Annotated in this window: 18 protein-coding genes and 1 pseudogene; 18 read left to right on the top strand and 1 reads right to left on the bottom strand. The window is 69.1% G+C overall.

What is annotated here, in order from left to right; translation table 11 throughout:
- The first annotated feature begins 7 nt into the window (after positions 1 to 7).
- The 17 genes and pseudogenes from ACFC8N_RS04550 (at position 8) to ACFC8N_RS04470 (ending at position 22,644) form a co-directional block, all read left to right on the top strand.
- Positions 8 to 787: a dimethylarginine dimethylaminohydrolase family protein gene (locus tag ACFC8N_RS04550; protein ID WP_376286346.1), complete on the top strand. Its 780-nt coding sequence runs from the start codon at positions 8 to 10 to the stop codon at positions 785 to 787.
- Between the two features lie 106 nt (positions 788 to 893).
- A complete protein-coding gene (gntD, locus tag ACFC8N_RS04545; RefSeq protein ID WP_376286343.1) occupies positions 894 to 1,928 on the top strand; it encodes a guanitoxin biosynthesis L-enduracididine beta-hydroxylase GntD in 1,035 nt (344 codons plus the stop codon).
- 510 nt (positions 1,929 to 2,438) lie between these two features.
- The gene (locus tag ACFC8N_RS04540; protein ID WP_376286340.1) at positions 2,439 to 4,013 is read left to right on the top strand and encodes an MBL fold metallo-hydrolase; all 1,575 of its coding nucleotides are present in this window, start codon (positions 2,439 to 2,441) and stop codon (positions 4,011 to 4,013) included.
- A gap of 127 nt (positions 4,014 to 4,140) precedes the next feature.
- Positions 4,141 to 4,899 carry a thioesterase II family protein gene (locus ACFC8N_RS04535; RefSeq protein ID WP_376286337.1) on the top strand — a complete coding sequence of 253 codons (759 nt, stop codon included), beginning with the start codon at positions 4,141 to 4,143 and terminating at the stop codon, positions 4,897 to 4,899.
- 11 nt (positions 4,900 to 4,910) lie between these two features.
- Positions 4,911 to 8,648: an amino acid adenylation domain-containing protein gene (locus ACFC8N_RS04530; RefSeq protein ID WP_376286334.1), complete on the top strand. Its 3,738-nt coding sequence runs from the start codon at positions 4,911 to 4,913 to the stop codon at positions 8,646 to 8,648.
- Positions 8,649 to 8,709: 61 nt separating this feature from the next.
- Complete coding sequence (locus ACFC8N_RS04525) at positions 8,710 to 10,521, top strand: amino acid adenylation domain-containing protein (RefSeq protein WP_376286331.1); 1,812 nt, start codon at positions 8,710 to 8,712, stop codon at positions 10,519 to 10,521.
- Positions 10,518 to 11,759: a cytochrome P450 gene (locus ACFC8N_RS04520; protein WP_376286328.1), complete on the top strand. Its 1,242-nt coding sequence runs from the start codon at positions 10,518 to 10,520 to the stop codon at positions 11,757 to 11,759. The genes ACFC8N_RS04525 and ACFC8N_RS04520 overlap by 4 nt, the downstream gene beginning before the upstream one ends.
- Positions 11,756 to 12,553, top strand: a complete 798-nt coding sequence (locus ACFC8N_RS04515; RefSeq protein ID WP_376286325.1) for a thioesterase II family protein — start codon at positions 11,756 to 11,758, stop codon at positions 12,551 to 12,553. The genes ACFC8N_RS04520 and ACFC8N_RS04515 overlap by 4 nt, the downstream gene beginning before the upstream one ends.
- Positions 12,550 to 13,833: a cation:proton antiporter gene (locus tag ACFC8N_RS04510; protein ID WP_376286322.1), complete on the top strand. Its 1,284-nt coding sequence runs from the start codon at positions 12,550 to 12,552 to the stop codon at positions 13,831 to 13,833. Before ACFC8N_RS04515 ends, ACFC8N_RS04510 begins: the two co-directional genes overlap by 4 nt.
- A 31-nt stretch (positions 13,834 to 13,864) precedes the next feature.
- Positions 13,865 to 14,689, top strand: coding sequence for a thioesterase II family protein (locus tag ACFC8N_RS04505; protein ID WP_376286320.1), 825 nt, complete (start codon positions 13,865 to 13,867; stop codon positions 14,687 to 14,689).
- A gap of 101 nt (positions 14,690 to 14,790) precedes the next feature.
- Positions 14,791 to 16,605, top strand: a complete 1,815-nt coding sequence (locus ACFC8N_RS04500; protein WP_376286317.1) for an amino acid adenylation domain-containing protein — start codon at positions 14,791 to 14,793, stop codon at positions 16,603 to 16,605.
- A 23-nt stretch (positions 16,606 to 16,628) separates the two neighbouring features.
- Positions 16,629 to 18,356 carry an NAD(P)/FAD-dependent oxidoreductase gene (locus ACFC8N_RS04495; protein ID WP_376286314.1) on the top strand — a complete coding sequence of 576 codons (1,728 nt, stop codon included), beginning with the start codon at positions 16,629 to 16,631 and terminating at the stop codon, positions 18,354 to 18,356.
- Positions 18,357 to 18,440: 84 nt separating this feature from the next.
- A complete protein-coding gene (locus ACFC8N_RS04490) occupies positions 18,441 to 18,773 on the top strand; it encodes a hypothetical protein (RefSeq protein WP_376286311.1) in 333 nt (110 codons plus the stop codon).
- Between the two features lie 213 nt (positions 18,774 to 18,986).
- Positions 18,987 to 19,172: pseudogene (locus ACFC8N_RS04485) on the top strand (ribonuclease domain-containing protein); the annotation flags it as partial.
- 203 nt (positions 19,173 to 19,375) lie between these two features.
- Positions 19,376 to 20,644: a histidine kinase gene (locus ACFC8N_RS04480; protein ID WP_362820747.1), complete on the top strand. Its 1,269-nt coding sequence runs from the start codon at positions 19,376 to 19,378 to the stop codon at positions 20,642 to 20,644.
- Positions 20,645 to 20,689: 45 nt separating this feature from the next.
- Positions 20,690 to 21,361, top strand: a complete 672-nt coding sequence (locus ACFC8N_RS04475; RefSeq protein WP_376286308.1) for a response regulator — start codon at positions 20,690 to 20,692, stop codon at positions 21,359 to 21,361.
- Positions 21,362 to 21,459: 98 nt separating this feature from the next.
- Complete coding sequence (locus ACFC8N_RS04470; RefSeq protein ID WP_362820749.1) at positions 21,460 to 22,644, top strand: cytochrome P450; 1,185 nt, start codon at positions 21,460 to 21,462, stop codon at positions 22,642 to 22,644.
- An 80-nt stretch (positions 22,645 to 22,724) separates the two neighbouring features.
- On the opposite strand, the gene ACFC8N_RS04465 is transcribed toward ACFC8N_RS04470, so the two are convergent.
- A complete protein-coding gene (locus ACFC8N_RS04465) occupies positions 22,725 to 23,747 on the bottom strand; it encodes a Gfo/Idh/MocA family oxidoreductase (protein ID WP_356025252.1) in 1,023 nt (340 codons plus the stop codon).
- A 118-nt stretch (positions 23,748 to 23,865) separates the two neighbouring features.
- Here ACFC8N_RS04465 and ACFC8N_RS04460 point away from each other — a divergent pair, with 118 nt between their 5' ends.
- A complete protein-coding gene (locus ACFC8N_RS04460; protein WP_356025445.1) occupies positions 23,866 to 24,615 on the top strand; it encodes a GntR family transcriptional regulator in 750 nt (249 codons plus the stop codon).
- Positions 24,616 to 24,644: the final 29 nt, after the last annotated feature.

Here is a 24,644-nt window from a genome sequence, read left to right as displayed (position 1 = left end):
CCGACCCGTGCACTTCGATGTGACCTTCGAAATCAATCCATGGATGAACCGGGAGAACCGGCCGGACCGCGAGCGCAGCTTTACGGAGTGGGAAGGCCTTCGCCAGGCCTTGGAAGGCTGCGGCGCCGAGACTTTTGCGGTGGATTCGGTCGAGGGCCTGAGCGACATGGTGTTCCCGGCGGACATCGCCGTGGTCAGGGGCGGCCAGTTCCTGCGGGCGAAGTTCCGTCATGAGGAACGGCGCGCCGAGGCGGCATACGGCGCCGCTTGGTTGACCGCGAACGGGTTCACCGAGCTCGAACCGCTGGCGGACGACGAGACATTCCTTGAGGGCGGTGATGTGCTTGCCTTCGCCGATGCCCTTGTGGCGGGCCATGGCTTCCGGACCACGCGATCCGCTCACGAGCACATGGCCGCGGTCTTCCGGAGCGAGGTCGTGAGTGTCCAGCTGCGGGACCCGAGGCTGTACCACCTGGACATGTCGTTCTGCCCTCTCGACTCCCGCACCGCGATCATGGCTCCTTCGGCATGGGACGAGGAGAGCAGGAAGCGGGTGCTCGACCTGGTCCCGGAGCCGGTGATCGTGAGCGAGGAGGAGGCCATGAGCTTCAGCGCCAACTCCGTTGTCATCGGGAAGACCGTCGTGATGTCCGCCTGCTCCGACGGCCTGGCCGCCGCACTGAACGACCGTGGTTACACGGTGGTGGTGAGTGCGATCAACGAGTTCCTGAAGGCGGGCGGCGGCATCCGCTGTATGACGCTCGACCTGAATCTTGGTTCCCGATAGCCAGACGGGCACTGGTAGCGGTAGACATCGCAAAGTCTCCGGTCCGATTTCTCTATTGGTTCCCCGCTGGGTCTGATCAGCGATCCCGCTATCCCCTCAACGAGAAATGAAGATATCAGTGAGTCACTATCACGGAACCCTGAACTATGAGCTCTCGGCCGAAGAAGTTAGCTCCTTGGAGCAGCTGCTGACCGACCCGGATGTTGAGTACAGCGATCCCGGGGAGCCGGCGTTCCATGACAACGTCTGGGAGCTGGTGCCGCGTGTGCCGATAAGATTGCGTAGATTCTTGGAAGAATTTCGATGCAATGACTCGGCTGCCGCCTTCCTCTTGCACGGTTTCGACGTCGACGACAGCTCTGTCGGCCCGACGCCCCGCGACTGGGCCGAGGCTGCGGCCGCCGGACGTACCCGCCGCGAAGAGCTGTTTCTCTCACTGATCAGCAAGTGTCTCGGCGAAGTTTTCAGCTGGCCGACACTGCAATCCGGCCGCATGATCCAGAACGTGCTGCCCATCGCCGGCGAAGAGGGACAGCAGAGTGGCCACGGCAGTGAAGTGCTGCTGGAATGGCATACCGAGGATGCTTTCCATCCCTATCGCTGCGACTACCTCGCCCTGTTCGGTATTCGCAATCACGACCGGGTGCCGACGACCCTGGCATCCGTCCGTGACGTGCACTTGTCGGCACTCGCCCGCCGGGTGCTGTCCGAGCCGCGCTTCTATATTCTGCCCGACGACGAGCACCTGCGTCAGCTCACCGTTGAGCGGCCCAATGACCCCGGATTGCTGCGGATGCGTGCGATGAGGGAGGACCCCGAACCGGTCGCAGTGCTCTTCGGTGCCACGGACTCACCGTATCTGCGCATAGACCCCTTCTTCATGCGCTGCGTCGATGACGATGCCGAGGCGGAGCTGGCGCTCAAGGAACTGGTGACGGAACTGGAACGGGTGCAACAGGATGTGGTGGTCGACGCGGGCGCGCTGCTGGTCGTCGACAACTACCTTGCAGTCCATGGGCGTCGCGCTTTCACAGCACGCTACGACGGCACCGACCGTTGGCTGCAGAAGACGGTAATCACCCGTGATCTCCGGAAGTCGCGGGATGTGCGGGATTCCGCCGCGGGTCGCATTGTGGTGTGACCCGCTGGAGCGTCACGAAACGCAAGGAATCCCCGGTTGACGAGGGTGACATCTCAAGTCGCTCTTCGGAACCGGAGCTTCGATGCCATCGGAAGCAGGGATTTCGTGCCAACTGTGTGCAGCAGCGAACGGAGTCGCTGGCGACAGAGCTCCAGCTGCATACGCCCACGCGGCAGTCAAGCACGACGCCGCTTCGGCATTCCATGTGATTCACGTCGCAACTCAACTCCCTTGACATGGGGCGGAGATGGAAGCGCTTCGTGTCGGTGGGGCGATCGCGGCATCGATTCAAAAATTCGTCGAGACCAGCGGACTCACCATGTGGTAGACATGGGATTTCTTGCAGCTGGAGAGGTGGTGTGACGCCTCTCTCGGGGCCATCGATCCGGAAGGCGTGGTCCCGCTTTCTTGCTGTCTGTCCAAGTTCATGTTGAGCATGCGCAATGCCGCCAACTGGCGTGCCCGCATCGATCCAGACTTCATGGGGGAATCGTGTCGGCCAACCGGAGAATGTATCTCCGTCCGTCTGTCGTGGCTCAGCCGCTCCTTCACCGCTGGTACGCCTGGCCGTATCTGCTGGCGCCGCACACAGGCGCACTGAACCTGAGGGATCGTCTTCTGCCGATTGTTCAGACATATCTGAAGGCTCCTCACATGCATGAGTCTGTCCTGTCCGACCCTTCGCGGTACGGAGGTCCCTTCCTGAATCCGGAAGGCTCCGGTGTCGAGCAGGTTCAGGAACTCCTCGATGCCATGCTCAGCGGAGTCAGCGCGAAGCTGCGGTTGGCGGAGGACATCGACCAACTGCGGGCGCTCCTCAAGGAGAAGGCGGTCGGCGGTTCGATGGAGCCGCTGTACGCCCAGGTACCCGAGTCGCTCCGCGGCCGCGTGGAGCTGGTGTACGACACCGCGCACCGCCCCTCCTTCCGCTTCTTCGAATCGCTGATGTACCGCTCGCCCGCGTTCGAGCGGGAGGCCCAGACCGTGTCGCTGAGCGCGGCGCCCACCGCCCAGCCCTTCGTGTACGGGAGCCCGGTCCTTCCCAGCCCGCACCGCCTCGACGTGCCGGTGCCCTTCGACTCCCCGCTGTGGGACGAGCTCTTCGCGGCCCGCCTGACCCCGGTGGACGTCGACGCGGTCGCCGAGCGCCTCGGCGTCACCGACCTGGACGCGTTCACCGCACTCTTCCAGGAGGCCGCGCCGCAGCCGTACGAGAAGACCGCACCCGACACGGTCCGGGTCCGCTACTTCAACCACGCGACCGTGCTCATCGAGACCGAGAACACGGCGGTGCTGCTGGATCCGCTGATCGGCTACGACGGCGACGGTCACGAGCACTTCACCATCGCCGATCTGCCCCCCTTCATCGACGCGGTCGTCATCAGTCACTTCCACTCCGACCACTTCTCCCTGGAGACGCTGCTCCAACTGCGGTCGCGGGTGGGCGTCATTCTCGTGCCGAGGGCCTCCGGCGGTTCGCTGCCCGACCCGAGCCTGAAGACGATGCTCCAGGCCCTCGGGTTCGAACGGGTGCAGGAGCTGGGCGAGTTGGAGAGCCATCGCGTCGCGGAGCATGTCGAGGTGACGGCGCTGCCCTTCATCGGGGAACACGCCGACCTGGACATCCGCACCAAGGTCGTGCCGATGGTCCGGGCACTCGGCCGCTCCTTCATGTTCGCCACCGACATCACCCCGGTGGAGCCGGCGCTGTACGACAACATCTCCGACGTCGTCGGCCGGGTCGACGCGCTCTTCATCGGACTCGAGTGCGTCGGCGCCCCGCTCAAGTGGCTGTACGGGCCGCTGCTCGACGAGCCGTTGTCACGCCAGCACAACGCGGAACGCCGGCTCAAGGGAAGCGATGCCGCGATGGCCGACCGGCTGGCCGAGCAACTCGGCGCCGAGCATGTGTACGCGTACGCGATGGGTCTTGAGCCCTGGCTCAAGCACCTCACCGGATCCGAGTACGAGGCAGACGCCGAACCCGTGCAGCAGGCGGCGGTGCTCGCCGAGCTGACGGCCCGGCGCGGAGTGACCTCCGAGCTTCTGTACCGCCAGGCCGAGCGGATCTGGCCTGCGGCCTGACACCGCTCCGACCGCCGTCGTACCCGTACCGGCCGTATCCCGGAGGACCTCCGGTACCGGCACCCCCGGGGCTGGGCACTCACCAGTGCCTCGGCCCGGCAACCGCACAGATGAAGTGGCTGACACCATGAGCATGCAGGAATCCGCGAGGCCGGGAAGCCCCTGGCTGATGCGAGGCGAGCAGCGCCCGGACGCACGCCTTGCCCTCTACTGCCTGCCCCACGCGGGCGGCGGTGCCTCGGCCTACCGGGACTGGGCACGCAACCTGCCCGCCTGGATCGATGTGATCGCAGTGCAGCTCCCCGGTCGTGAGAACCGGATCCGGGAGCAGCTGGGCATCGATCTCGACGCGATGGCGGAGGCTGTCGACGCCGACCATCAGGGCCTGCCGTACGCCCTGTTCGGTCACAGCAACGGCGCGCTTCTCGCCTTCGAACTGGCGCACAGGCTCGGTGCCACCGGAGCAGGGCCGGTGCACCTGTCGGTCTCGGGCTCGCCGCCGCCCGCGCTCGCCACCCCGAGCAGAGCGGTGTCACGGTTCGACGACGCCGGCCTGTTGGAGTGGATGGTCGAACAGGGCGGGATATCCGAGCAGTTGCTGGCCCTGCCGGACCTGCTGGAGTTGGTGATCCCCGCAGTTCGGTGCGATCTCTCCTGGTTGGAGGCGTACCGCCCCGCAGTGCGACAGGCGCTCGACTGTCCTGTGTCGGCGTTCGCCGGCGAGACGGACCCGCGGGTTCCGGGTGACGTGCTCAGCGGGTGGTCCAAGGAGACCACCGCCGGCTTCAGCGCCCACCGATACCCCGGTGGGCACTTCTATCTGATCGACGGACTCCCTGCCCTCCTCGGTGACCTGACCGAGCAACTGTCCGACCTCCGACTGTGAAAGGTTCTGATGTGGACGAGGAGCAGCTGACCGGCGTCGACGCCTCCGCGGACCTGCGGGTCACCGTGGAGCGGGCGGTCGCCGAGCGGCTCGGCGCGCTCGGCGGAGAGTCCGGCGGCTCGACGCTCGCCGTGACATCCGCAGTCGTGCGTGTCCTGCTCGCACGGCTGAGCGGACAGGCGGACGTGACGCTCGGCCTGATGGCCGGGGAACCGGCCTCCCTCCTGGTGCTGCGCAGTACGGTCGACGGCGACCGGACCCTGCGCGAACTGGTGCACGCCGAGTGGTCCGCCCTCGCCGCCGCCGACGGTCCGGCCGCGGGCCAGGGCGCCGACCACCACTTCGTCCTGGACGTCGCGGTGCGGCAGGATCCCGCCGGTGTCCGTGCCGCCCCGGTGGGGGACCTGGCCATCGCCGTGGGGCGGCCCCGGCCCGACGGGACCCTGGAGATCTCGGCCTCCTCCCGTGGCGACGTGCTGGAGGAGCGGGCCGTCCGGCGCATCCTCGATCACCTCTGCCTGCTGCTCGGATGCCTGACGGCAGACCCGGACCAGCCGGTACGGGAGTGCTGGTCCCTGCCGCCGGAACAGCACGCGGAACTGCTCGCACTCGGCTCCGGCGGGGACAGCGGCTTCGTCGTCGACGGGAATCTGCTCGCACTGGTCGAGGCCCAGGTCGCCCGGCACCCGCAGGCGCCCGCGGTGCGCTGCGGCGAACGGACCTTGACCTTCACCGAACTCGACGCCGGAGCCGAGGAACTGGCCCGCCGTATCGCAGCGGCCGGACCCATCGGCCCGGACCGCGTGGTGGCCTTCGCGTGCGTCCGCTCCGAACTGATGGTGGTGACCCTCCTCGCCATCCTGAAGACCGGATCCGCCTTCCTGCCCCTGGACCCCGAGCAGCCCGCACACCGGCTGGCCGGTCTGATCCGGGACAGCGGTGCCGTCGCCGTGGTGACGGACGGCATATCGGGCGGAGCGACGGCCGGGTGCGGCGTCCCCGTGGTCGCGGCCCGGACCTCCTCGGCCGCCGCCCGTGGCGACGCGCCGGTCTTCCCCGCGGCCGGCCCGGACGACCTCGCCTACGTGGTCTACACCTCGGGCTCCACCGGCACCCCCAAGGGCGTCATGGTGGAACACCGTGGGATCCTCAACACCGTTCTGTTCAGGATCGGTTACTACGGACTGGGGCCCGACTCCCGCGTACTCCAGGTCGATCCCGTCCATGCCGATGCCGGTATCTCCGACGTCTTCACCGCTCTGGCGTCCGGGGCCCCGCTCGTCGTCATCACCCGTGACCAGTTGCTCGACCCCGATGAGGTCGCGGCGGTCATCCAGCGGGAGGGGATCACGCATGCCCAGATGGTGCCGAGCCTCTATCAACTCCTGCTCGACTACTCCGGATCCGCTCTGCACTCCGTACGACAGGTCGTGCTCGGCGGAGAACGGATCACCGAGGCGCTGGCGGCCCGACATGCCCGGCTGCTGCCCGGTTCCGATCTCTTCAACGAGTACGGGCCCAGCGAGGACAGCGTCCTGTCGACCCTGCACCGGCTCGTCCCCGGCGAGGAGGTGGTCCCCATCGGACGACCGCTGCCGGACCGGTGGACCGACGTTCTCGACGAGAACGGCCGTCTCGTCCCCTTCGGCGCACCCGGCGAACTGTGCGTCGGCGGCGTGGGCCTGGCCCGCGGTTACCTCGGATCCCCGGAACTGACCGCCCAGCGGTTCGTCGTGCACCCCGAACGGGACGGCGAACGCATGTATCGCACGGGTGACCTCGCACGCTGGCTGCCCGAGGGCACACTCTGCTACCTGGGCCGGATCGACGACCAGGTCAAGATCCGTGGCAACCGGGTCGAGCCGGGCGAGACCGCCGCCGTCCTGGAACTCGCCCCCGAGGTCCGCTCTTGCGCCGTCGTCGCGGCTCCCGGCGCGTCGGGCGAACTGCGGTTGGTGGCCTACGTGGTGGGCGGCGCGGCGCACTCCGATCTGCGCGCGTTCCTGGCCGAGCGGCTGCCCGCGTTCATGGTGCCCGAGGCCTTCGTCACGGTGGACGCGCTGCCGCTCTCGCCGAGCGGCAAGCTGGACCGGCGCGCCCTGCCCGACGCCCCGGTGTCCGATGCCCCGGCCGCGGATGCGACCTGGACCGAGACGGAACAGCGTGTGGCGCGGCTCTGGTCCGAGCTGCTGGGGACGCCGGTCACCGATCTCGACGCCGACCTGTTCTCCCTGGGGGGACACAGCCTGGTCGCTGCCCGGATCGCTCAGGAACTCGGGGTGGCCGTGAAGACGGTCTTCGCCCGGCCGACTGTCCGGGCCGTGGCCCGGGCAGTCACGGACGATGCGATGCGCACCCCGCGGCGGCCGTCCGAGCCGGCCGGTCCTGCGGGGGAGGGGGGCGGTCCCGCAGTCGCCGGACCCGCAGTCGCCGCGGCGGGCCCGCTGTCGCGTGCGCAGCGCCGGGTCTGGCTGACCTCGCGCCGGCAGACGCCGGGCGCGTTCATCATCTCCGACCTGATCCACACCGGCCGCGGCATCGACGCGGACGCGCTGCGCACGGCCCTGGACGCCGTCGTGGCCAGGCAGTCGATGCTGCGTGCCTGCGTCCGCTCCCAAGGGGCGTCGGGCGAGCTGGTCGTGCTGGACCACCTTCCGGACGGCCCACCGCTGTCGGTCGTCGCCCTGCCCGACGCGGACCCCGGTGGGACCGAGGTGATGGACGCGCTCCGCGAGGCCCGGCAGGTCTCCTTCGACCTGGGCCGGCCCGCGCTCCTGGAGATCCGGCTGTTCCAGGGCACGCGTGGCGGCGACCTGCTGACCGTCACGGCGCACCACCTGGTGTACGACGGTGCCAGTGTCGAGGTGCTTCTCACCGATCTGTTCACCGCCTACGACCAAGTGGTCGCGGGGGAGTCGGCGGAACTTCCGCCGCTCTCGTACGACTACCGGGACTGGATCGCGGAGGAACACGCCTGGCTCGACAGCGAAGAGGCCCGCGAGCAGGAGGAATTCTGGCGCAAGCGGCTGGCCGGTGTGGAGCAGTACGGCGATCTGGTGGACGCCACCCGGCGTGGCACCCGGCGCGGACAGGCCGGCGTGGCCCGGCGCACCGTACCCGCCACTGTCCTGGACGGGGCCATGGGTACCGCGTTCGCCGTGGCCGTCACCGCGTTCACGACGCTTGTCCACCGGGCCACCGGATGCCGCGACCTGGTCGTCGGATTCCCGGCCAGCCTGCGTCAGCATGCGGACGCCGATCCGCTGATCGGCTATCTGGCCAACGCCGTGCCGCTGCGCCTTGAGTTCGGGCCGGGGACCGATCTGGCCGGTCTGCTGGAGCACGTCCAGGACCGTGTCTTCGAGGCGTACGAGCAGTCGCGGCTGCCGTTCGACGTCCTTGCCGAGCGCATTCCGCTCCCTGGCGGCCCGGGTCGCAGTCTGCTGCTGGACCTGGGTGTCAGCTGGGAGAACGCGAGCATCCGTGCCGAGACCTATGTGGTCGAGGACGTACTGCCCGACCAGTTGCCCGCAAACAGTGACCTGTGGCTGTATGCGAGCCGCCGCGGTGACCTTCTGCGCTTGGACCTCACCTACGACGACAGTCTGGTGACGGCTGAAGAGGCGGAGGATTTCGCCGACCAGCTGGTCCAGTTGCTGGGTGAGGTGACCACGAGTCCGGCGACTCCCGTCTCCAGCGAACGAGCCAGTGAGGAACCGGGCTTGGGCGCGACGCACTACGACTTCTGAATCCTCCGCCCACCATGCCGCACCGTCACCTCGGTGCCCTCGAGTCAGAAATTCAGGAGCAGTGGAACACAACACTTCCCTCCCCGGCGAGCCGGTGTCCGGGGCGACCTTGAACGGACTGTTCCGGGAAACCGTTCTGCGACACGGCGACCGGCCCGCTGTCCGGGACGACCGGACGAACCTGAGCTACCGGGAGCTCGACCGGGCCTCCGACGCGCTCGCTGCGCGACTGCGCGGTGCCGGTGTGCAGCGCGGCGATCGCGTGGCCTACCACCTCGAGCGCGGTGTCCAGGTGTTCGTCACCCTGCTCGCGATCCTCAAGGCCGGCGCGGCCTACGTGCCCGTCGACACCCGGTACCCCGATGCCCGTCGTGACGTGATGATCACCCGGAGCAGGCCGGCACTCGTGGTGACCGACGCGCCCGACAGCGGACACCTGGCCGGACTCGGCGTCAAGTCGATCCACCTCGAAGGTCTCCCGGACGTCGCGGCGGGAACGGAACCGTCGTCGGGCCCGCAGGAGCCCGTCGGCGCAGCCCACCCGGCCGCGCTGCTCTTCACATCGGGCTCGTCCGGTACCCCGAAGGCCGTGGTCCTGACCCACGGGAATCTGCACCAGTTCGCGCACGACGACAGCTTGCCCCGGCTCGGTCCGGAGGACCGGGTGGGCCATGTGTCGAGCCTTTCCTTCGACGCCTTCCACTACGAGACCTGGTGCGCTTTCGCGGGCGGTGCCGAGATCGTGGTCCTGCCGACCATGCCCGACCTGGTGGGTCGCGACATCCAGCGGGAACTCCGGCGTCACCGCATCAGCGCGATGCTGGTGCCCACCATGGCCTTCAACCACGTGGTGCGCGAGGACCGGGACGCGTTCTCGCCCCTGCGCATCCTGTGCACGGGCGGGGACGTCATCCTGCCGCAGGCCTGTCGTGATCTGCTGGCCGGCTCGTTCTCCGGACGCCTGTTCAACCTGTACGGCCCCACCGAGGCGACCACGGCATGCGCGGCGTACGAGGTACGGGAGTTGGCACCGGACGCGGGTTCCGTCCCGATCGGCAGGCCACTGAGCGGTGCCACCGTCCGGGTGCTCGACCCCTCCTCCCGCGCCGAGGTGGGACCGGGAGAATCCGGTGAACTGTACGTGGCCGGCTCCGGCGTCGCGCTCGGCTACCTCGACCAGCCCGAGCTCACCGACGAGCGGTTCCCGCGCGACCCGTTCGCCGCCGACGGCAGCCGGATGTACGCGACCGGCGATCTCGTCCGCCTCGACGCGCAAGGCCAACTGCACTATCTGGGGCGGACCGACGACCAGGTCAAGATCCGGGGATACCGGGTCGAACCCCGTGAGGTCGAGCGGACGCTGGCCCGGCACGGTGACGTACGCGAGGTGGCGGTCCTCCCCGTGGGAGACGGGGAGGACCGCCACCTGGTGGGACTGGTCGTCGCCGACGGTCCTGTCTCGCTGAGCGCACTGCGCGAGTACGCCGAGGCGGCACTGCCCGACTTCATGGTTCCCAGCGCCCTGATCAGGGTCCCGGAGATCCCCGCCACCGCCCACGGCAAACGTGATCTGGACCAGCTGCGGCACGTCGTCGCGGAGCACCAGAGGCGCGATGCCGCGTACATCACCCCGCGTGATGAGGAGGAGCGCTACCTGGCCGGCATCTGGCAGGAGCTCCTGGCGGTCGAACGGGCCGGTGCCACCGACGACTTCTTCGAGCTGGGTGGCAACTCGCTGCTGTCCTTCAGGCTCCTGCGGCGGGTCTCCAAGGAACTGGGGGTCACGCTCAGCTCCCGGGAGGTACTGACCACCAGCAGGCTGGAGTCTCTCGCCGCTCTCATTCGTGACCGGAAGGAGGCGGTGCGCCCGTGACTCGGCCCGTCGTGGACCTGACCGATCCCGATCGGTTCGTCCGTCAGGAACACCACGCGATGCTGGCGTGGCTGCGTGAGAACGACCCGGTCCACTGGCACGAGACCGGTCAGGACGGTGGCTTCTGGGCGCTGACCGGGTACGAAGACATCTCTCAGGTGTATCTCGATCACACCGACTTCAGCTCCGAGAGCGGGCCCATGCTCGGCGGCTCGTTCCGCAGCGAGAAGGACCCCTCTGCCGGGCTCATGATGGTCGCCACGGATCTGCCCCGGCACCGGATGATTCGCCAGCAACTGCACTGGGCGTTCGGCCAGGACATGCTCCGCAAGGTCATGGAGCAGGTCACCCGGCTGGTCACGGCGGCCCTGGAGCGTGCGCTGGCCGACGGTGGCTGTGACTTCGCCACGGACGTCGCGCCCGAGCTTCCCGCAGGCGCGGTGATGGCCATCACCGGGGTCTCGTACGAGGACGCCCACGAACTGATCGGTATGACGCGCCGCATGATCGGCTTCCGGGACCCGCACTTCGCGGACCCGGCGGAGGACGAGCGCCTGGTCCTTGCCATGACGCAGGCCGACATCTTCGAGTTCTTCGCGGAGGTCCTGCGCGCACGCCGCAAGAACCCGGGCCCTGATCTGATCAGCCGCCTGCTCAAGGCGGAGATGAACGGCCGCGCCTGGACCGAGGACGAGATCCTCTACAACTGCATGAACATCGCCGTCGGCGGTAACGAGACCTCGTCGTACACGGCGTGTTCCGGACTTGAGGCACTCATCGGCCACCCGGAGCAGTACGCGGAACTGCGGCACAAGCCCGGCCTGTTGGACAGCGCCGTCAATGAAATACTCCGCTGGAGCTCCACCAATCTCTATGTTCGGCGCGGTGCACTGCGGGACGTGGAGGTCGGCGGGCGAACGATCCGTAGCGGCGATGTCGTCACTCTGTGGAACGCATCGGCGAACCGTGACGCCAAGCAGTTCACCGACCCCGAGACCTTCGATCTCGCCCGTACCCCCAACCGCCACCTCTCCTACGGCGCCGGCCTGCATCGGTGCATCGGGGCGATGCTCGCGCAGACCGAACTCTCGGTGGTCTTCCGCGCGATCGCCGACCTTCCGGTGACGGCCGCCCTGTCGGGGCCGGTCCAGCGGCTCCGGTCGAACTTCATCAACGGGACCACCAGCCTGCCGGTCACCTTCCACGACCGAAACGGAACGGGGGGACGACCGGAATGACCGCCGCATTCCTGCGCGTCGGGCCGACGGAGGCCCTTACCCGGCTGCTCGCCTTCCACCACGCCGGCGGCTCGGCAACCGCCTATCTGCCGTTCGTCCGGGGCCTGCGGGCCGAGACCGAGTCGCTGCTCTTCGGACTCCCCGGCCGCGACGAGGGCGAGGAGGCCCTCAGGCCCACGGACTTCGAGGACGCGGTGGACCGTCTCGCCCCGGACTTCCGCGCCGCGGTGGACCGGCCGTGCGTGGTCTTCGGCCACAGCCTCGGCGGCCTTCTCGCGCACCGGTTGGTCGGCACACTTCCCGACGACCGGCGAGCGCTGGTGCGCACCGTCGTGGTGTCGGCCTCCGCGTCACCGCGCCACGCCGCGGCCGCCGCCACCATGCCCGCGGCCCCGTTCGTCAGCCGCACCCGTGCGTCGGTTCTGGAGGACCTGCGCCGTTTCGGCGGCTGTCCGCCCGAACTGTTCGAGGATCCCGAGCTCGTCGCGCACTTCGTCGACGTACTCGGCCACGACCTCCACCTCGCCGACACCTACACGCCGGGTGGGGGTGACCACCGGGGCGTTCCCTACCAAGTCTGGTACGGCACCGAGGACGAGACGTCGGCGACGGACGCCCTGAGCGACTGGGCGGACTGTGGTCCGGACCCGGTCGTCGTGCGAGGTTTCCCCGGCGGTCACTTCTACCTGTTCGAACGCCCCGACGCCGGATCCGCCTTGCAGGAACTGCTGCACAAGGCGGCTGCTCCACGCCCCGCCGCGAGTGCGGTACCAGCCAGTGAAGGAGAACTGTGAGCACGGATCTGGCCATCACACATCTCATAGGTGCGACGGCGGTCATCCTGCTGATCGCCAACGGAGCGGGTGTTCTGGCGCGCAAGCTCGGACAGCCGTCCATCGTCGGCCAGTTGATCGCGGGAATCGCCCTCGGCCCGAGCCTGCTCGGTCAGCTTCCCCCCTCCGTGGGGAAGACACTCTTCCCCGCAGAGATCACGCCGATGATGACCGGGCTGAGCCAGGTCTCCCTGGTGCTGTTCCTCTACTTCATCGGCTATGAGCTCGATCTGAACGTGCTGCGCGGGCGGTCACGGGTCACGTTGTCCGTCGCCGTCGCCGCCCTTGTGGTCCCCATGCTGGTGGGCGCGGGCGCCGCGATGCTCTTCCACGGAACGCTGGAGAAGCTGGGCCTGCCGCGCGATATGTCGGCCAGCTCGATCCTCTTCCTGGCCGTGGCGCTGTCGATCACGGCGGTCCCGGTGCTGATCGTCGTGGTCCGGGAGAGCGGACTCGCCGGCACGGTGTCCGGAGTGGTGGCCGTCTCGGCGGCCGGGCTGATCGACGTCGCGGGCTGGATGGTCCTGGTCGCCACCCTGATGGGCAGCGGTGGCAAGCCCGGTCTGCCCATCCCGGTGCGGATCGCACTGCTCCTCCTCGCGGTGGCCGTGATGGCCTGGCCGGTGCGCCTGCTGTTGCGTCGGGTGATGCGACGCCCCGCCGTGTCCACGCATGCACGTCTCGCGGTGCTCATCGGGTTCGCCTTCGCCGCCGCATGGGTGACCAGCGCCCTTGGCCTGCACGTCATCTTCGGTGCGCTCCTGGCCGGAGTGGTCACCCCGAGGGAACCGGACGGCACGCTCGATCCGGATCTCGTCCGCAGCCTGGACGCGATCGGCTCCTTGTTCCTGCCGTTCTTCTTCGTGGTGTCGGGCCGCAGTGTCTCCGTCAGCTCGATGGACGGCACCGCGGTCGCCGTCCTGATCGGTGTCACGGTGCTGGCGGTCGTGGCCAAGGTGGGATCCGGCGCACTGGCGGCCCGAGTCAGTGGGCTCGACGGGCGCACGTCGGTGACGATCGGGGTGTTGCTGAGCACGCGCGGACTCACCGAGTTGATCGCGCTCAACGCGGGTTTCCAGGCAGGCCTGTTGAGCCAGTCCCTGTACACCGTCCTCGTACTGATGGCGATCATCACCACACTGCTCACCCAGCCGCTGCTGGTACTCACCCGCCGCGACAAGGCGAAGGGCGCCGGTGAAGCCGAAGCGACGGGTCTGCCGGAGACCGCGGACGCGCATTGACGGGGCTCAGGAACACCAACCAGGGAGAGGGATGACCACGTCCGGTACACGCGATGCTGCGCGAGACGGCCATGCCATGGCACCCGCGGTCGCGCTGGGCGCACGACCGCACGGGACCGGAGCCCTTCGACGTCTCGGCCCACCGGCCGCCTCCTCCCGGGAGGAAGGCCGTGTCTCGCTCGTCTGCTTCACCTATGCGGGAGGTGGTGCCACGGCGTACACCGCGTGGCGTCGCCGACTGCCGGAAGCGCTGACGCTGCACGCCCATGTTCCGCCCGGTCGGGAGGAGCGAGGCAGGGAACCCTCGCTGGGTTCGGTGGACGAGCTGGTCGACGACGTGCTGCCGGACGTTCTGGCGGTCCCCGGGCCTCTGGTCCTCGTCGGGCACAGTTTCGGTGCGTTTCTGGCTCATGAGACGGCGCACCGGCTCGCCCAGGCGGGCCGGCCGCCGGAACATCTCTTCGTGCTCGGGGCCGGGGCCCCTGGCCTGACACCGCTGCAGCCCGTCGGGAACGACGAGGAGATCGAGCGGTTGTGGCGTCTCCTCGGCGCGAACCCCGCCGGACTCGAACGCCCTGAGTTCCGTGCGAGCTTCTTCCCGGCTCTGCGCGCGGACCTGAGGGCGCACGCCGCCTTCCTGCCGCCGGCCGACAGGCCGGCGCTGACCGTTCCGGTCACCGCGGTGTACGGGAACGAGGACCCGGTCGCCACGGCGCAGGCCGTCTCGACCTGGCGGCACCTGTGCTCCGGACCTTTCCGGACGGTGGAGATAGCAGGTGGGCATTTCTTTCCGCAGACCCGCGTTCCGGACACAATCGATGCGCTCGTCCGCCACCTCGACATCGCGGCGATGTGATCCGATTCGGATTCCATATGCACGCTCTCAAGGGTGTGGAAATTTCCTCTTGATCACTCGATCAGAAGAGGATACGGTACGGCAGGAAGAAAGCTGAAGGCATGCTGCAGGGGGATTTTCAGGTGGCCGATACGGGCAACTCGTGGACTGTGCAACAACTTTTCGAAGAGAGTGTCCGGAATGCCCCCGACAGTATCGCTCTGGAGTATGAGGGTGAATTCCTCAGCTATGGTGAGCTGAACCGCAGGGCCAACAAGCTCGCCCACCATTTCCGTCATGTGTGCGGAGTCCGCCCCGATGACACGGTGGCGATCCTGGTACGGCATCCCCCGAGTGTGATCGTCGCCGTACTCGCGACGTTGAAGGCGGGTGGTGCCTATGTGCCGCTCGATCCGGACAATCCGCCGGCGGTGACCCACCGGATCGTGGAGCACGTCGGGCCCCGGGTGATGGTGGTCGAGTCCTCGACCGCCGTCGGCGCGACGTTCTTCAGCGGTGAGTTGTTCGTCATCGACGTCATGAGCGGACTCCTCGGCACCCCGGACTCGGATCCCGAGCCGATCTCGGGCCCCGCTGACCTGGCGTATGTGATCTACACCTCGGGGACGACCGGGACGCCCAAGGGCATAGCCGTCGAGCACCGATCCATCGTGAATACGATCACCTGGCGGAATTCCTATTACGGATTCACGCCGGATGATGTGACGCTAGCGATACCGCGTCCCTCTTTCGACAGCTCCGTCGAGGACATTTTCTGCGCTCTCGCATCCGGTGCGCAGCTGATCCTGCCGCAGCCCGACAGAATTGCCGACCGGCAGTATCTGCTCGATATCATGACGCGCCGGGACGTGTCTCATTTTCTGATTACACCCGGCCTTTATCAGCGCCTCCTCGTCGGCATGGAAGCTGGTTCGGTAAAGGCGCTACGAAGCGTCACCGTCGCGGGAGAATGGTTTACAACCGATCTGGTCAGAGAGCACTATGCGCGCCTACCCGACGTTGCTCTCGTGAATGAGTACGGGCCTTCAGAGAATTCTGTCTGCTCCACGGTGCACCGGCTGGCGCCGACGGACTCCACGGTGCTGATCGGAAAACCGATCGACCGCACCGACGCGTATGTCCTCGATGCGTCCGGAAACGCGGTGCAGCCAGGTGGCCTCGGCGAACTCCACCTGGCCGGTGCGGGACTTGCCCGAGGTTACGTGGGAGATGCCGCACTGACCGCAGAGCGCTTCGTCACCCCGTCGTCGGGCCCGTTCGCCGGACGGCGCGCCTACAAGTCGGGGGACATCGTCCGGGTGCACGAGGACGGCGCTCTGGAGTTCGTGGAGCGCCGGGATCAGCAGGTGAAGGTCCGCGGTCGGCGGGTCGAACTGGGCAGCGTGGCCGAGGTCCTGGCGCGGGACCGCACCGTGGAACACGTCGCTCTGCACTGGAGCGGCGCCGACACCGTGACGCCGCGCCTGGTGGCCTTCGTCGTGGGCCCCACGGCGCAGGACATCGAGCGGCTGACTGCTGCGGCGCGGGACAACCTGCCGGAGTACATGGTGCCTTCGGCGGTCGTTCCCCTCGACGCCGTGCCGCTCACCCGGCACGGCAAGGTCGACGCGGCGGCCCTGGCCGCGCGCTACGAGGAGTCCCTCGGGAGGCCCGGCGCAGCTCCCGAGCCGGCCACTCATGCCGAAGCCGTACTGCTGGACATCTGGCGGAAGATCTTCGCTCCGCTGGTCGTGGGGCTGGACGAGGACTTCTTCGACCTCGGGGGCGACTCACTCAGCGTGATGGACCTGGTGGCCGAGGTGGAGAAGCGGATGGGGGTCCAACTGGACAACTCCGACCCGTACCTGGGCCGGACCATCCAGAGCCTGGCCCGCATCATCGAGAACCTTCAGAACACCGAGACGGAAATATCTTGAGCAGGCAAGGCGGTACTCAATCCATGTTCACGGATGTCGACTACGACGTGGTCATCGCAGGTGGGGGACTGGCCGGTCTCTGTCTCGCCAAGCAGTTGAGGGACGCGCACCCCGAACTCAGCGTGCTTGTCGCCGAACGCGAGCGTTCACCGATCCCGCTGTCCGCCTTCAAGGTGGGCGAGTCGTCGGTCGAAGTGGGTGCCCACTACTTCGCCTCGGTGGTCGGAGTGCGGGACTACCTGGAGGAGCACCAGCTCGAGAAGCTCGGGCTCCGCTACTTCTACGGAAACGGTGAAGGGCTGCACCAGGAGTCCGAGTTCGGGGTCAACAGGTTCCTGCCGGCGAAGTCCTACCAGCTCAACCGTGGCTCCTTCGAGGAACATCTGCGCGTGGTCGCGGTCGAGGCGGGTGCCCTTCTCGAACAAGGCGTCCGGGTTCTGGACATCGAGATCGGTGAGCAGGAGGCGCCGCACCGGGTGACCTATCAGCCCGACGGCGACGGCGAGCAGGAGCCCGTCGCTGTCACGTGTCGCTGGGTGGTCGACGCGACCGGTCGCCACCGACTGCTCCAGCGCAAGCTCGAGCTGACCAAGCGCTACCCCAAGCCGCACAACTCGGTCTGGTTCCGCCTCGAAGGGCGCCTCGACACCGACAACGCGGTGGATGCCGAGCAGACGGTCTGGCACGACCGGGCACAGGAGTCCCGCTGGAACTCGACCAACCACTTCATGTTCGAGGGCGGTTGGGTATGGGCGATACCGCTGGCGCCCGACCACACCAGCGTCGGCATCGTGGTGTCCGACGAGTTGCACCCCGTGACGAAGTTCAACCGGCTGGAGAAGGCCATCGACTTCGTGGTCGACCGCGTCCCCGGCTTCGCCCCCGCCATCCGTGAATTCCCGGTCCTGGACTTCCGCGTCCTGAAGAACTACAGCCACTCCTCGCACCAGGTGTTCTCGCAGGACCGCTGGGCGTGCGTCGGCGACGCCGCGGTTTTTGCCGACCCCTATTACTCGGTCGGTTCCAACCTGATCGGCTATGCCAACGGATTTGTGACCGAGATGATCGGCCGCGACAAGCAAGACACCTTCGACGAGCAATTTGTGCGGTACGCCAACCGCTGGTTCCTCTCGCTGGCCGAGGGCCTGACCCAGAACATCCAGGGGTCCTACGCGTTCCATGACAACGCGGTCATCATGTCTTTGAAGACCATCTGGGACTACTACGTGGGTTGGTCGTTCTCCGACCCGCAGTTCTACAACAACACGTATCTGGACGAGCCCACCAGCACCACGATCAGTGCGCTGGGGGCACATGCGGTGGCCACCCAGGGCACCATCATGAACCTGTTCAAGGAGTGGGCGCGCTCCTACCGGGGAGCATTCGAGTTCGACTACATCGACTACTACGACGACGTGCCGACGCTCGCCCGTCTGTTCGTCCAGAACCTCCCCACTGCCGATGCGCCCGATTTCGGCTCCGTGCTCACCAGCATCCGCGACGGACTCGACCGCATCGAGGAACTGGCCCACGTCATCTTCTACCTGGCGCTGGAAGACGCACTTCCGGAGCACCTCGACGCCGTACGGGCCCGAGGCTGGCTCAACGTCACGGCGCTGAGTCTGAACCCGGAGCGCTGGGAACAGGACGGTCTCTTCGCGCCGAAGAGCCGGCCGCGCCCGGACGAGGTGAAGGCGCTGGAAGCGGAAATGCGCGCGCTCTACCGAGCCCCGTCGACTGCCGGGAGCTGACAGCACCTCGGGTCGCCGCACCGTCGGACCGCGCCCCTGCCCGGGGCAAGGTCCGATGCGATCGCGAAGAGCGGCGAGGTCCTCGTGAGCATCCTGCCGGGACTCAACGGGCGCGGTGTTGCTGACGGTTGTACGAGCGCTGTCCCAGACCCGGCGGACGTACCCGATGGCGCGTGCCTGCCCGCTGCGCAGCGCGATCAACTGATCAACGGTGCCGCCGGCACGGGCAACGTGACAGGCGATGGCCGCAGTGACCCGGTGGCCATGCTCGGCAACCCCTTGCCGATCGTCGCGCCGGACGACTTGCCCCCGGCGGTCGAGCTCGGTGTAGCTGCCTACCGCGGAGCGGCCGCTGAGGTCTCCGAGAAGGACCAGATCAGTGGCGGTCCAGGGCAGGCGAGCAAGGCCCTGCGGTGAGGTTTGGGTGTCTGTGACTGTCTCTGGTTGGGAATTTGCCGACCGCGCAGGCTTCTGCGGGTAGTGACGCCACCCTGGCCCGCCAAAACCACGGGTGGTGTCCGGAACCGACCTCCAATCGGTGCCGGCGAAGCCTCCAGGATTGCCGTCCTGGAGGCTTTCGTATGCCTGGCTCCGGTGGAGGCAGGCGTCCCCGTCACGAATGACCCAGGCCGAAACAGAGAGCCGTTGAGGTCGCCGCCTGTGACTGCCACGGCCAATTACCACGAGTACACCGTGATCACGCCCGGTTCGCCCACGCGCGGCGCCCGGCGCATCGTCACCGGTGAGCAGTCCCAGGAGGACTACTGCACCTCCGACCACTACGCGACGTTCAACCTGGTCGACTTCGGCTGCTGAGCCGGCCGACGGAACCCGGAAGAACAACGCGACATAGCTGAACCGTACGTCTCGCCCCGCGGCTCCCCCCACGATGGGCCGCGGGGCGAGCGGCGTCCGGGCCGATGCCCGCGGCGCGGAGCCGTACGAAAGTCGGCGATCTCGCGACTTTGGTAGCCGATCCCGCGCGCGGGGCGGCGGGCAGGGGTGGGCTCTGCGTAGATTTGTCGACCGTGACTGAAGACCGACCCCAGCCGGTGCCCGTCCCCGGGAACGGGCTGCGCCGCTGGATGCTCCCGTCGGCCGTGGTGCGGGAACTGGACCCGGACGCGGTCCCCGAGGGCCGCCGGCCACGGCGCACGGCCCGGGACTGGGCCGTCGACACCTGCTGCTTCCTGATGGTCGTCCTGCTGTACCTGGTGACCGCGCTGTCCCTGGTGCAGCACCCCGACGTGCCCAGGGGGCTCGTCGCCGCCGACGTGGTGCTGGGCGGCCTCGCCTGCCTCGCGGTCTGGGTGCGCCGCCGCTGGCCGGTCGGGCTCGCCGTCGCGATGATCGCCGTCGGCTTCGTCTCCTCGACCGCGGGCTGGGCCGAACTGGCCTCCCTGTTCACCGTCGCCGTGCACCGGCCCTTCCGGTACGTCGCCTGGACCGCCGGCGCCACCCTCGCCCTCGCCCCCCTCTACTACTGGCTGCGCCCCGAGAGCGGGCTGCCGTACCTCGCCTCCCTGGTCTTCGCGCTGCTGCTCACCGTCTGCGTCGTCGGCTGGGGCATGTTCGTGCGCTCCAAGCGGCTGCTGATGCTGAGCCTCCGGGACCGGGCCCACCGGGCGGAGACCGAGGCGCGGCTGCGCGCCGAGCAGGCGCAGCGCCTCGCCCGCGAGGACATCGCCCGCGAGATGCACGACGTGCTCGCCCACCGGCTGACCCTGCTGAGCGTGCACGCCGGAGCCCTGGAGTTCCGGCCGGACGCGCCGCGGGAGGAGATCGTGCGGGCCGCCGGTGTCATCCGGGAGAGCTCCCACGAGGCCCTCCAGGACCTGCGGGAGATCATCGGGGTGCTGCGCACCGGCGGCTCGGACGACACGGCGGGCGGCCGCCCGCAGCCCACGCTCGCCGCGCTCGAACCGCTCGTCGCCGAGTGCCGCGAGGCCGGTATGAAGATCACGCTCGACCATCGCGTCGCCGACCCCGGCGCCGTACCCGCCTCCGTCGGCCGCACCGCGTACCGCATCGCGCAGGAGGCCCTGACCAACGCCCGCAAGCACGCCCCCGGCGCCGAGGTCACCCTCCGTCTCACCGGCGCCGGCGGCGACGGCCTCGCGATCACCGTCACCAACCCGCCGCCCGAGTCCGAGGCCCCGCCCGTCCCCGGCTCCGGCCAGGGCCTGATCGGCCTCACCGAACGCGCGACCCTGGCCGGCGGCCGCCTGCAGCACGGCACCACACCCGACGGCGGCTTCGAGATCCGGGCCTGGCTGCCCTGGGGGTGAACGGACGGGGCCACGGGCCGCGCGAACCGTGATTACGTTGGGCCCATGACGCCGATCAGACTCCTCCTCGTGGACGACGACCCCTTGGTGCGCGCCGGACTCGCGCTGATGATGGGCGGGGCCGAGGACATCGAGATCGTCGGGGAGGCCGCCGACGGCGCCGAGGTCGAGGAACTCGTCGGGCGCACCCGGCCCGACGTCGTCCTGATGGACATCCGTATGCCGTCGGTGGACGGGCTCACCGCGACCCGGCTGCTGCGCGCGCGTGCGGACGCCCCGCAGGTCGTGGTGCTCACCACCTTCCACGCGGACGACCAGGTGCTGCACGCCCTGCGTGCGGGCGCCGCCGGGTTCGTCCTGAAGGACACCGCGCCCGCCGAGATCGTCGACGCCGTGCGCAGGGTCGCCGCCGGGGAGCCGGTGCTGTCGCCCGCCGTCACCCGCCAGCTGATGCGGCACGCGGCGGGCACCGCCGCCGACTCCCGCCGGACACGCGCGCGTGAGCGGCTCGCCGCACTCAACGACCGTGAGCGGGAGGTCGCCGTCTTCGTCGGCGGGGGCCTGGCCAACGCCCAGATCGCCGCCGAGCTCTTCATGAGCGTGGCCACCGTCAAGACCCACGTCTCGCGCATCCTCGCCAAGCTCGGCCTCAACAACCGGGTCCAGATCGCCCTGCTCGCCTACGACGCGGGACTGCTCGACGAGGACGGGCACTGAAGACGGGCGCCGGGGACGGGCACTTACGTCGTGTGCCGTGCGTTGTCCCGGTACCGGCGGACGTCCGGTGGGCCTCGGGGGAGTCCGGAAGGGGAGCTGTGGACAGGCAACAGACGGTCGATCTGGGGGAGTTCGAGCAAGCGCTGCACGAGGACCCGCACCCGGTGTACGCCCGGCTGCGCGGGCAGGGCCCCGTGCACCGTGTCCGGCTGCCCGGCTGGGGCGAGGACGCCTGGCTGGTCGTCGGGTACGAGGAGGCGCGGGCGGCCCTCGCCGACCCCCGGCTGGCCAAGGACACCAGCAAGATCGGCGTGACCGTCATGGAGCGGGAGATGGTCGGCGATCACCTGCTGGCCACCGATCCGCCCCAGCACACCCGGCTGCGCGCTCTCGTCACGCGTGCGTTCACGATGCGCCGGGTGGAGCAACTGCGCCCGCGGATCCAGCAGATCACCGACGAGCTGCTGGACGAGATGCTCCCGGCGGGCCGCGCCGACCTCATCGGCTCCCTCGCCTACCCGCTGCCCATCACGGTCATCTGCGAACTGCTCGGCGTCCCGCACATGGACCGCGCGGAGTTCCGCAAGACGTCCACCGCGGTGGTCGCGCCGGCCGACGGGGAGGCCGAGCAGGACGCGGTGGTCCGCCTCGGCGAGTACCTCACCGAGCTGATCGAGGACAAGCGCAGCTCGGCCCCCACCGACGACCTGCTGAGCGACCTGATCCGCACCACCGCCGAGGACGGCGACCGGCTCTCCGCACAGGAACTGCGCGGCATGGCCTTCCTGTTGCTGATCGCCGGCCACGAGACCACCGTCAACCTCATCGGCAACGGCGTCCACGCCCTCCTCACCCACCCCGGCCAACTCGCCGCCCTGCGGGCCGACATGAGCCTCCTGGACGGCGCAGTGGAGGAGATGCTGCGCTACGAGGGCCCGGTGCACAGCGCCACGTACCGCTTCGCCGCCGAGCCCCTGGAGATCGCCGGCACACCGATCGGCAAGGGCGAGCACGTGGTGGTCGGCCTCACCGCCGCCCAGCGCGACGACGCCCGCTACGACGACCCCGACCGCTTCGACATCCGCCGCGACACCCGGGGCCACCTCGCCTTCGGCCACGGCATCCACTACTGCCTCGGCGCACCCCTGGCCCGCCTGGAGGGCCGCATCGCCATCGGCACCCTCCTGCGTCGCGCCCCGGGCCTCGCGCTCGACGGCACCCCGGGCGAGTGGCTGCCGGGCCTGCTGATGAGGGGAATGCGCAGCCTCCCGGTGCGCTGGTGACCGGCCGCTGACGGCCGAAGGCTGGGGGAGCGAGTCGAGCGAGGCGCACGACAGGCCCCCGGCCCCGCGCCGATCCGCCCTCAGCCGTACGACGGCTGCGCCCGGTCCGGGACCTCCGCGAGGGCCACCGGGCGCCGCTCGCGCCGGGAGATCTCGCAGGCCTCGGCGATCCGCAGCGCCTGGAGGGCCTCACGGCCGTCGCAGGGGTTCGGCCGCTCGCCGCGCACCACGTCGACGAAGGCGTTCAGCTCGGCCTCGTAGGCGGGCCCGAACCGCTCCAGGAAGCCCGTCCACGGCTTGTCCGCGGGCGGTGGCCCGGTCGGCTCGGTCGAGGCGAGCGGCGTACGGTCGTCCAGGCCCACCACGGCCGTGTCCCGCTCTCCGGCGAGTTCCATGCGCACGTCGTAGCCGGCGCCGTTCAGCCGGGTCGCGCTCACCGTGGCCAGCGTGCCGTCGTCCAGGGTGAGCAGGGCCGCGCCGGTGGCCACGTCACCGGCCTCGCGGAACATCGCGGGCCCGGCGTCCGACCCGGCGGCGTACACGTCCACCACCTCATGGCCGGTCACCCAGCGCAGCACGTCGGCGTCGTGGATCAGCGTGTCCCGGAACAGTCCGCCGGACAGTCGCAGCCAGTCGGCCGGGGGAGGGGCCGGGTCGCAGGTCAGCGCCCGTACGGTGTGCAGCCGTCCGAGCCGTCCCGAGCGCACCGCCTCCCGGGCACCGGCGTACCCCGCGTCGAAGCGCCGCTGGAACCCCATCTGAAGGATCGTTCCGGCGCTCTCCACCTCGGTGAGCGCGTGCAGGGTGCCGGGCAGGTCGAGCGCGATCGGCTTCTCGCAGAAGACCGGCAGGCCGGAGCGCGCCGCCCGGCCGATCAGTGCGGCGTGCGCCGCCGTCGCCGTGGTGATCACCACCGCGTCCACGCCCCAGGTGTAGATCTCGTCCACCCCCGGGGCCGCCGTCTCGCCCAGCCGGTGCGCCAGTTCCTGGGCCCGCGCGGGATCCGCGTCCGTCAGGATCAGCGAGCCGACCTCGCGGTGGCGGCTGAGCGTTCTCGCGTGAAGGGTGCCGATGCGGCCCGTACCGATGACCCCGATGCGCATGGAAACAAAGTGAGGGCGGACCCCGCGCGCTGTCAATGCATATGTCCGGACAATCGGACTACACAACTTCCCGTCAACCCATCACGCGGCTACGCTCAGCCCCGTGCCGAAACCAGATGTGGACCCGACCGTCGCGCTCGACCTCCGTGTGGACCGTAGTTCGCCGGTGCCCCTGTACTTCCAGCTCTCCCAGCAGCTGGAGGCCGCGATCGAGCACGGAAGCCTCACCCCGGGCAGTCTGCTGGGCAACGAGATCGAGCTGGCCGCGCGGCTCGGCCTGTCCCGGCCGACCGTCCGGCAGGCGATCCAGTCCCTGGTCGACAAGGGACTGCTCGTGCGCCGCAGAGGCGTCGGCACCCAGGTCGTGCACAGCCAGGTCAAGCGCCCGCTGGAGCTGAGCAGCCTCTACGACGACCTGGAGGCGGCCGGCCAGCGCCCCGCGACCAAGGTGCTGGTCAACACCGTCGTACCGGCCTCCGCCGCGGTCGCCGCCGCGCTCGGTGTCGCCGAGGGCGACGACGTGCACCGCATCGAGCGGCTGCGGCTCGCGCACGGCGAACCGATGGCGTACCTGGTCAACCACCTGCCGACCGGCCTGCTCGACCTGGACACCGGGCAGCTGGAGGCCACCGGCCTGTACCGGCTGATGCGCGCCGCCGGGATCACCCTGCACAGCGCCCGCCAGTCCATCGGGGCCCGCGGCGCCACGGCCGCCGAGGCCGAGCGGCTCGCCGAGGCCGAGGGTGCCCCGCTGCTCACCATGCAGCGCACCACCTTCGACGACACCGGCCGGGCGGTCGAGTTCGGCGACCACACCTACCGCCCGAGCCGCTACTCCTTCGAGTTCCAGCTGCTCGTACGGCCGTGACCCGAGCCCTCGAACTCCTCACAATGTCC

The organism is Streptomyces sp. NPDC055966, from assembly GCF_042269865.1.
Classification (GTDB): domain Bacteria; phylum Actinomycetota; class Actinomycetes; order Streptomycetales; family Streptomycetaceae; genus Streptomyces.
Note: the sequence above shows the minus strand (reverse complement) of the source record. Positions and strands in the feature narration are given on the sequence as shown.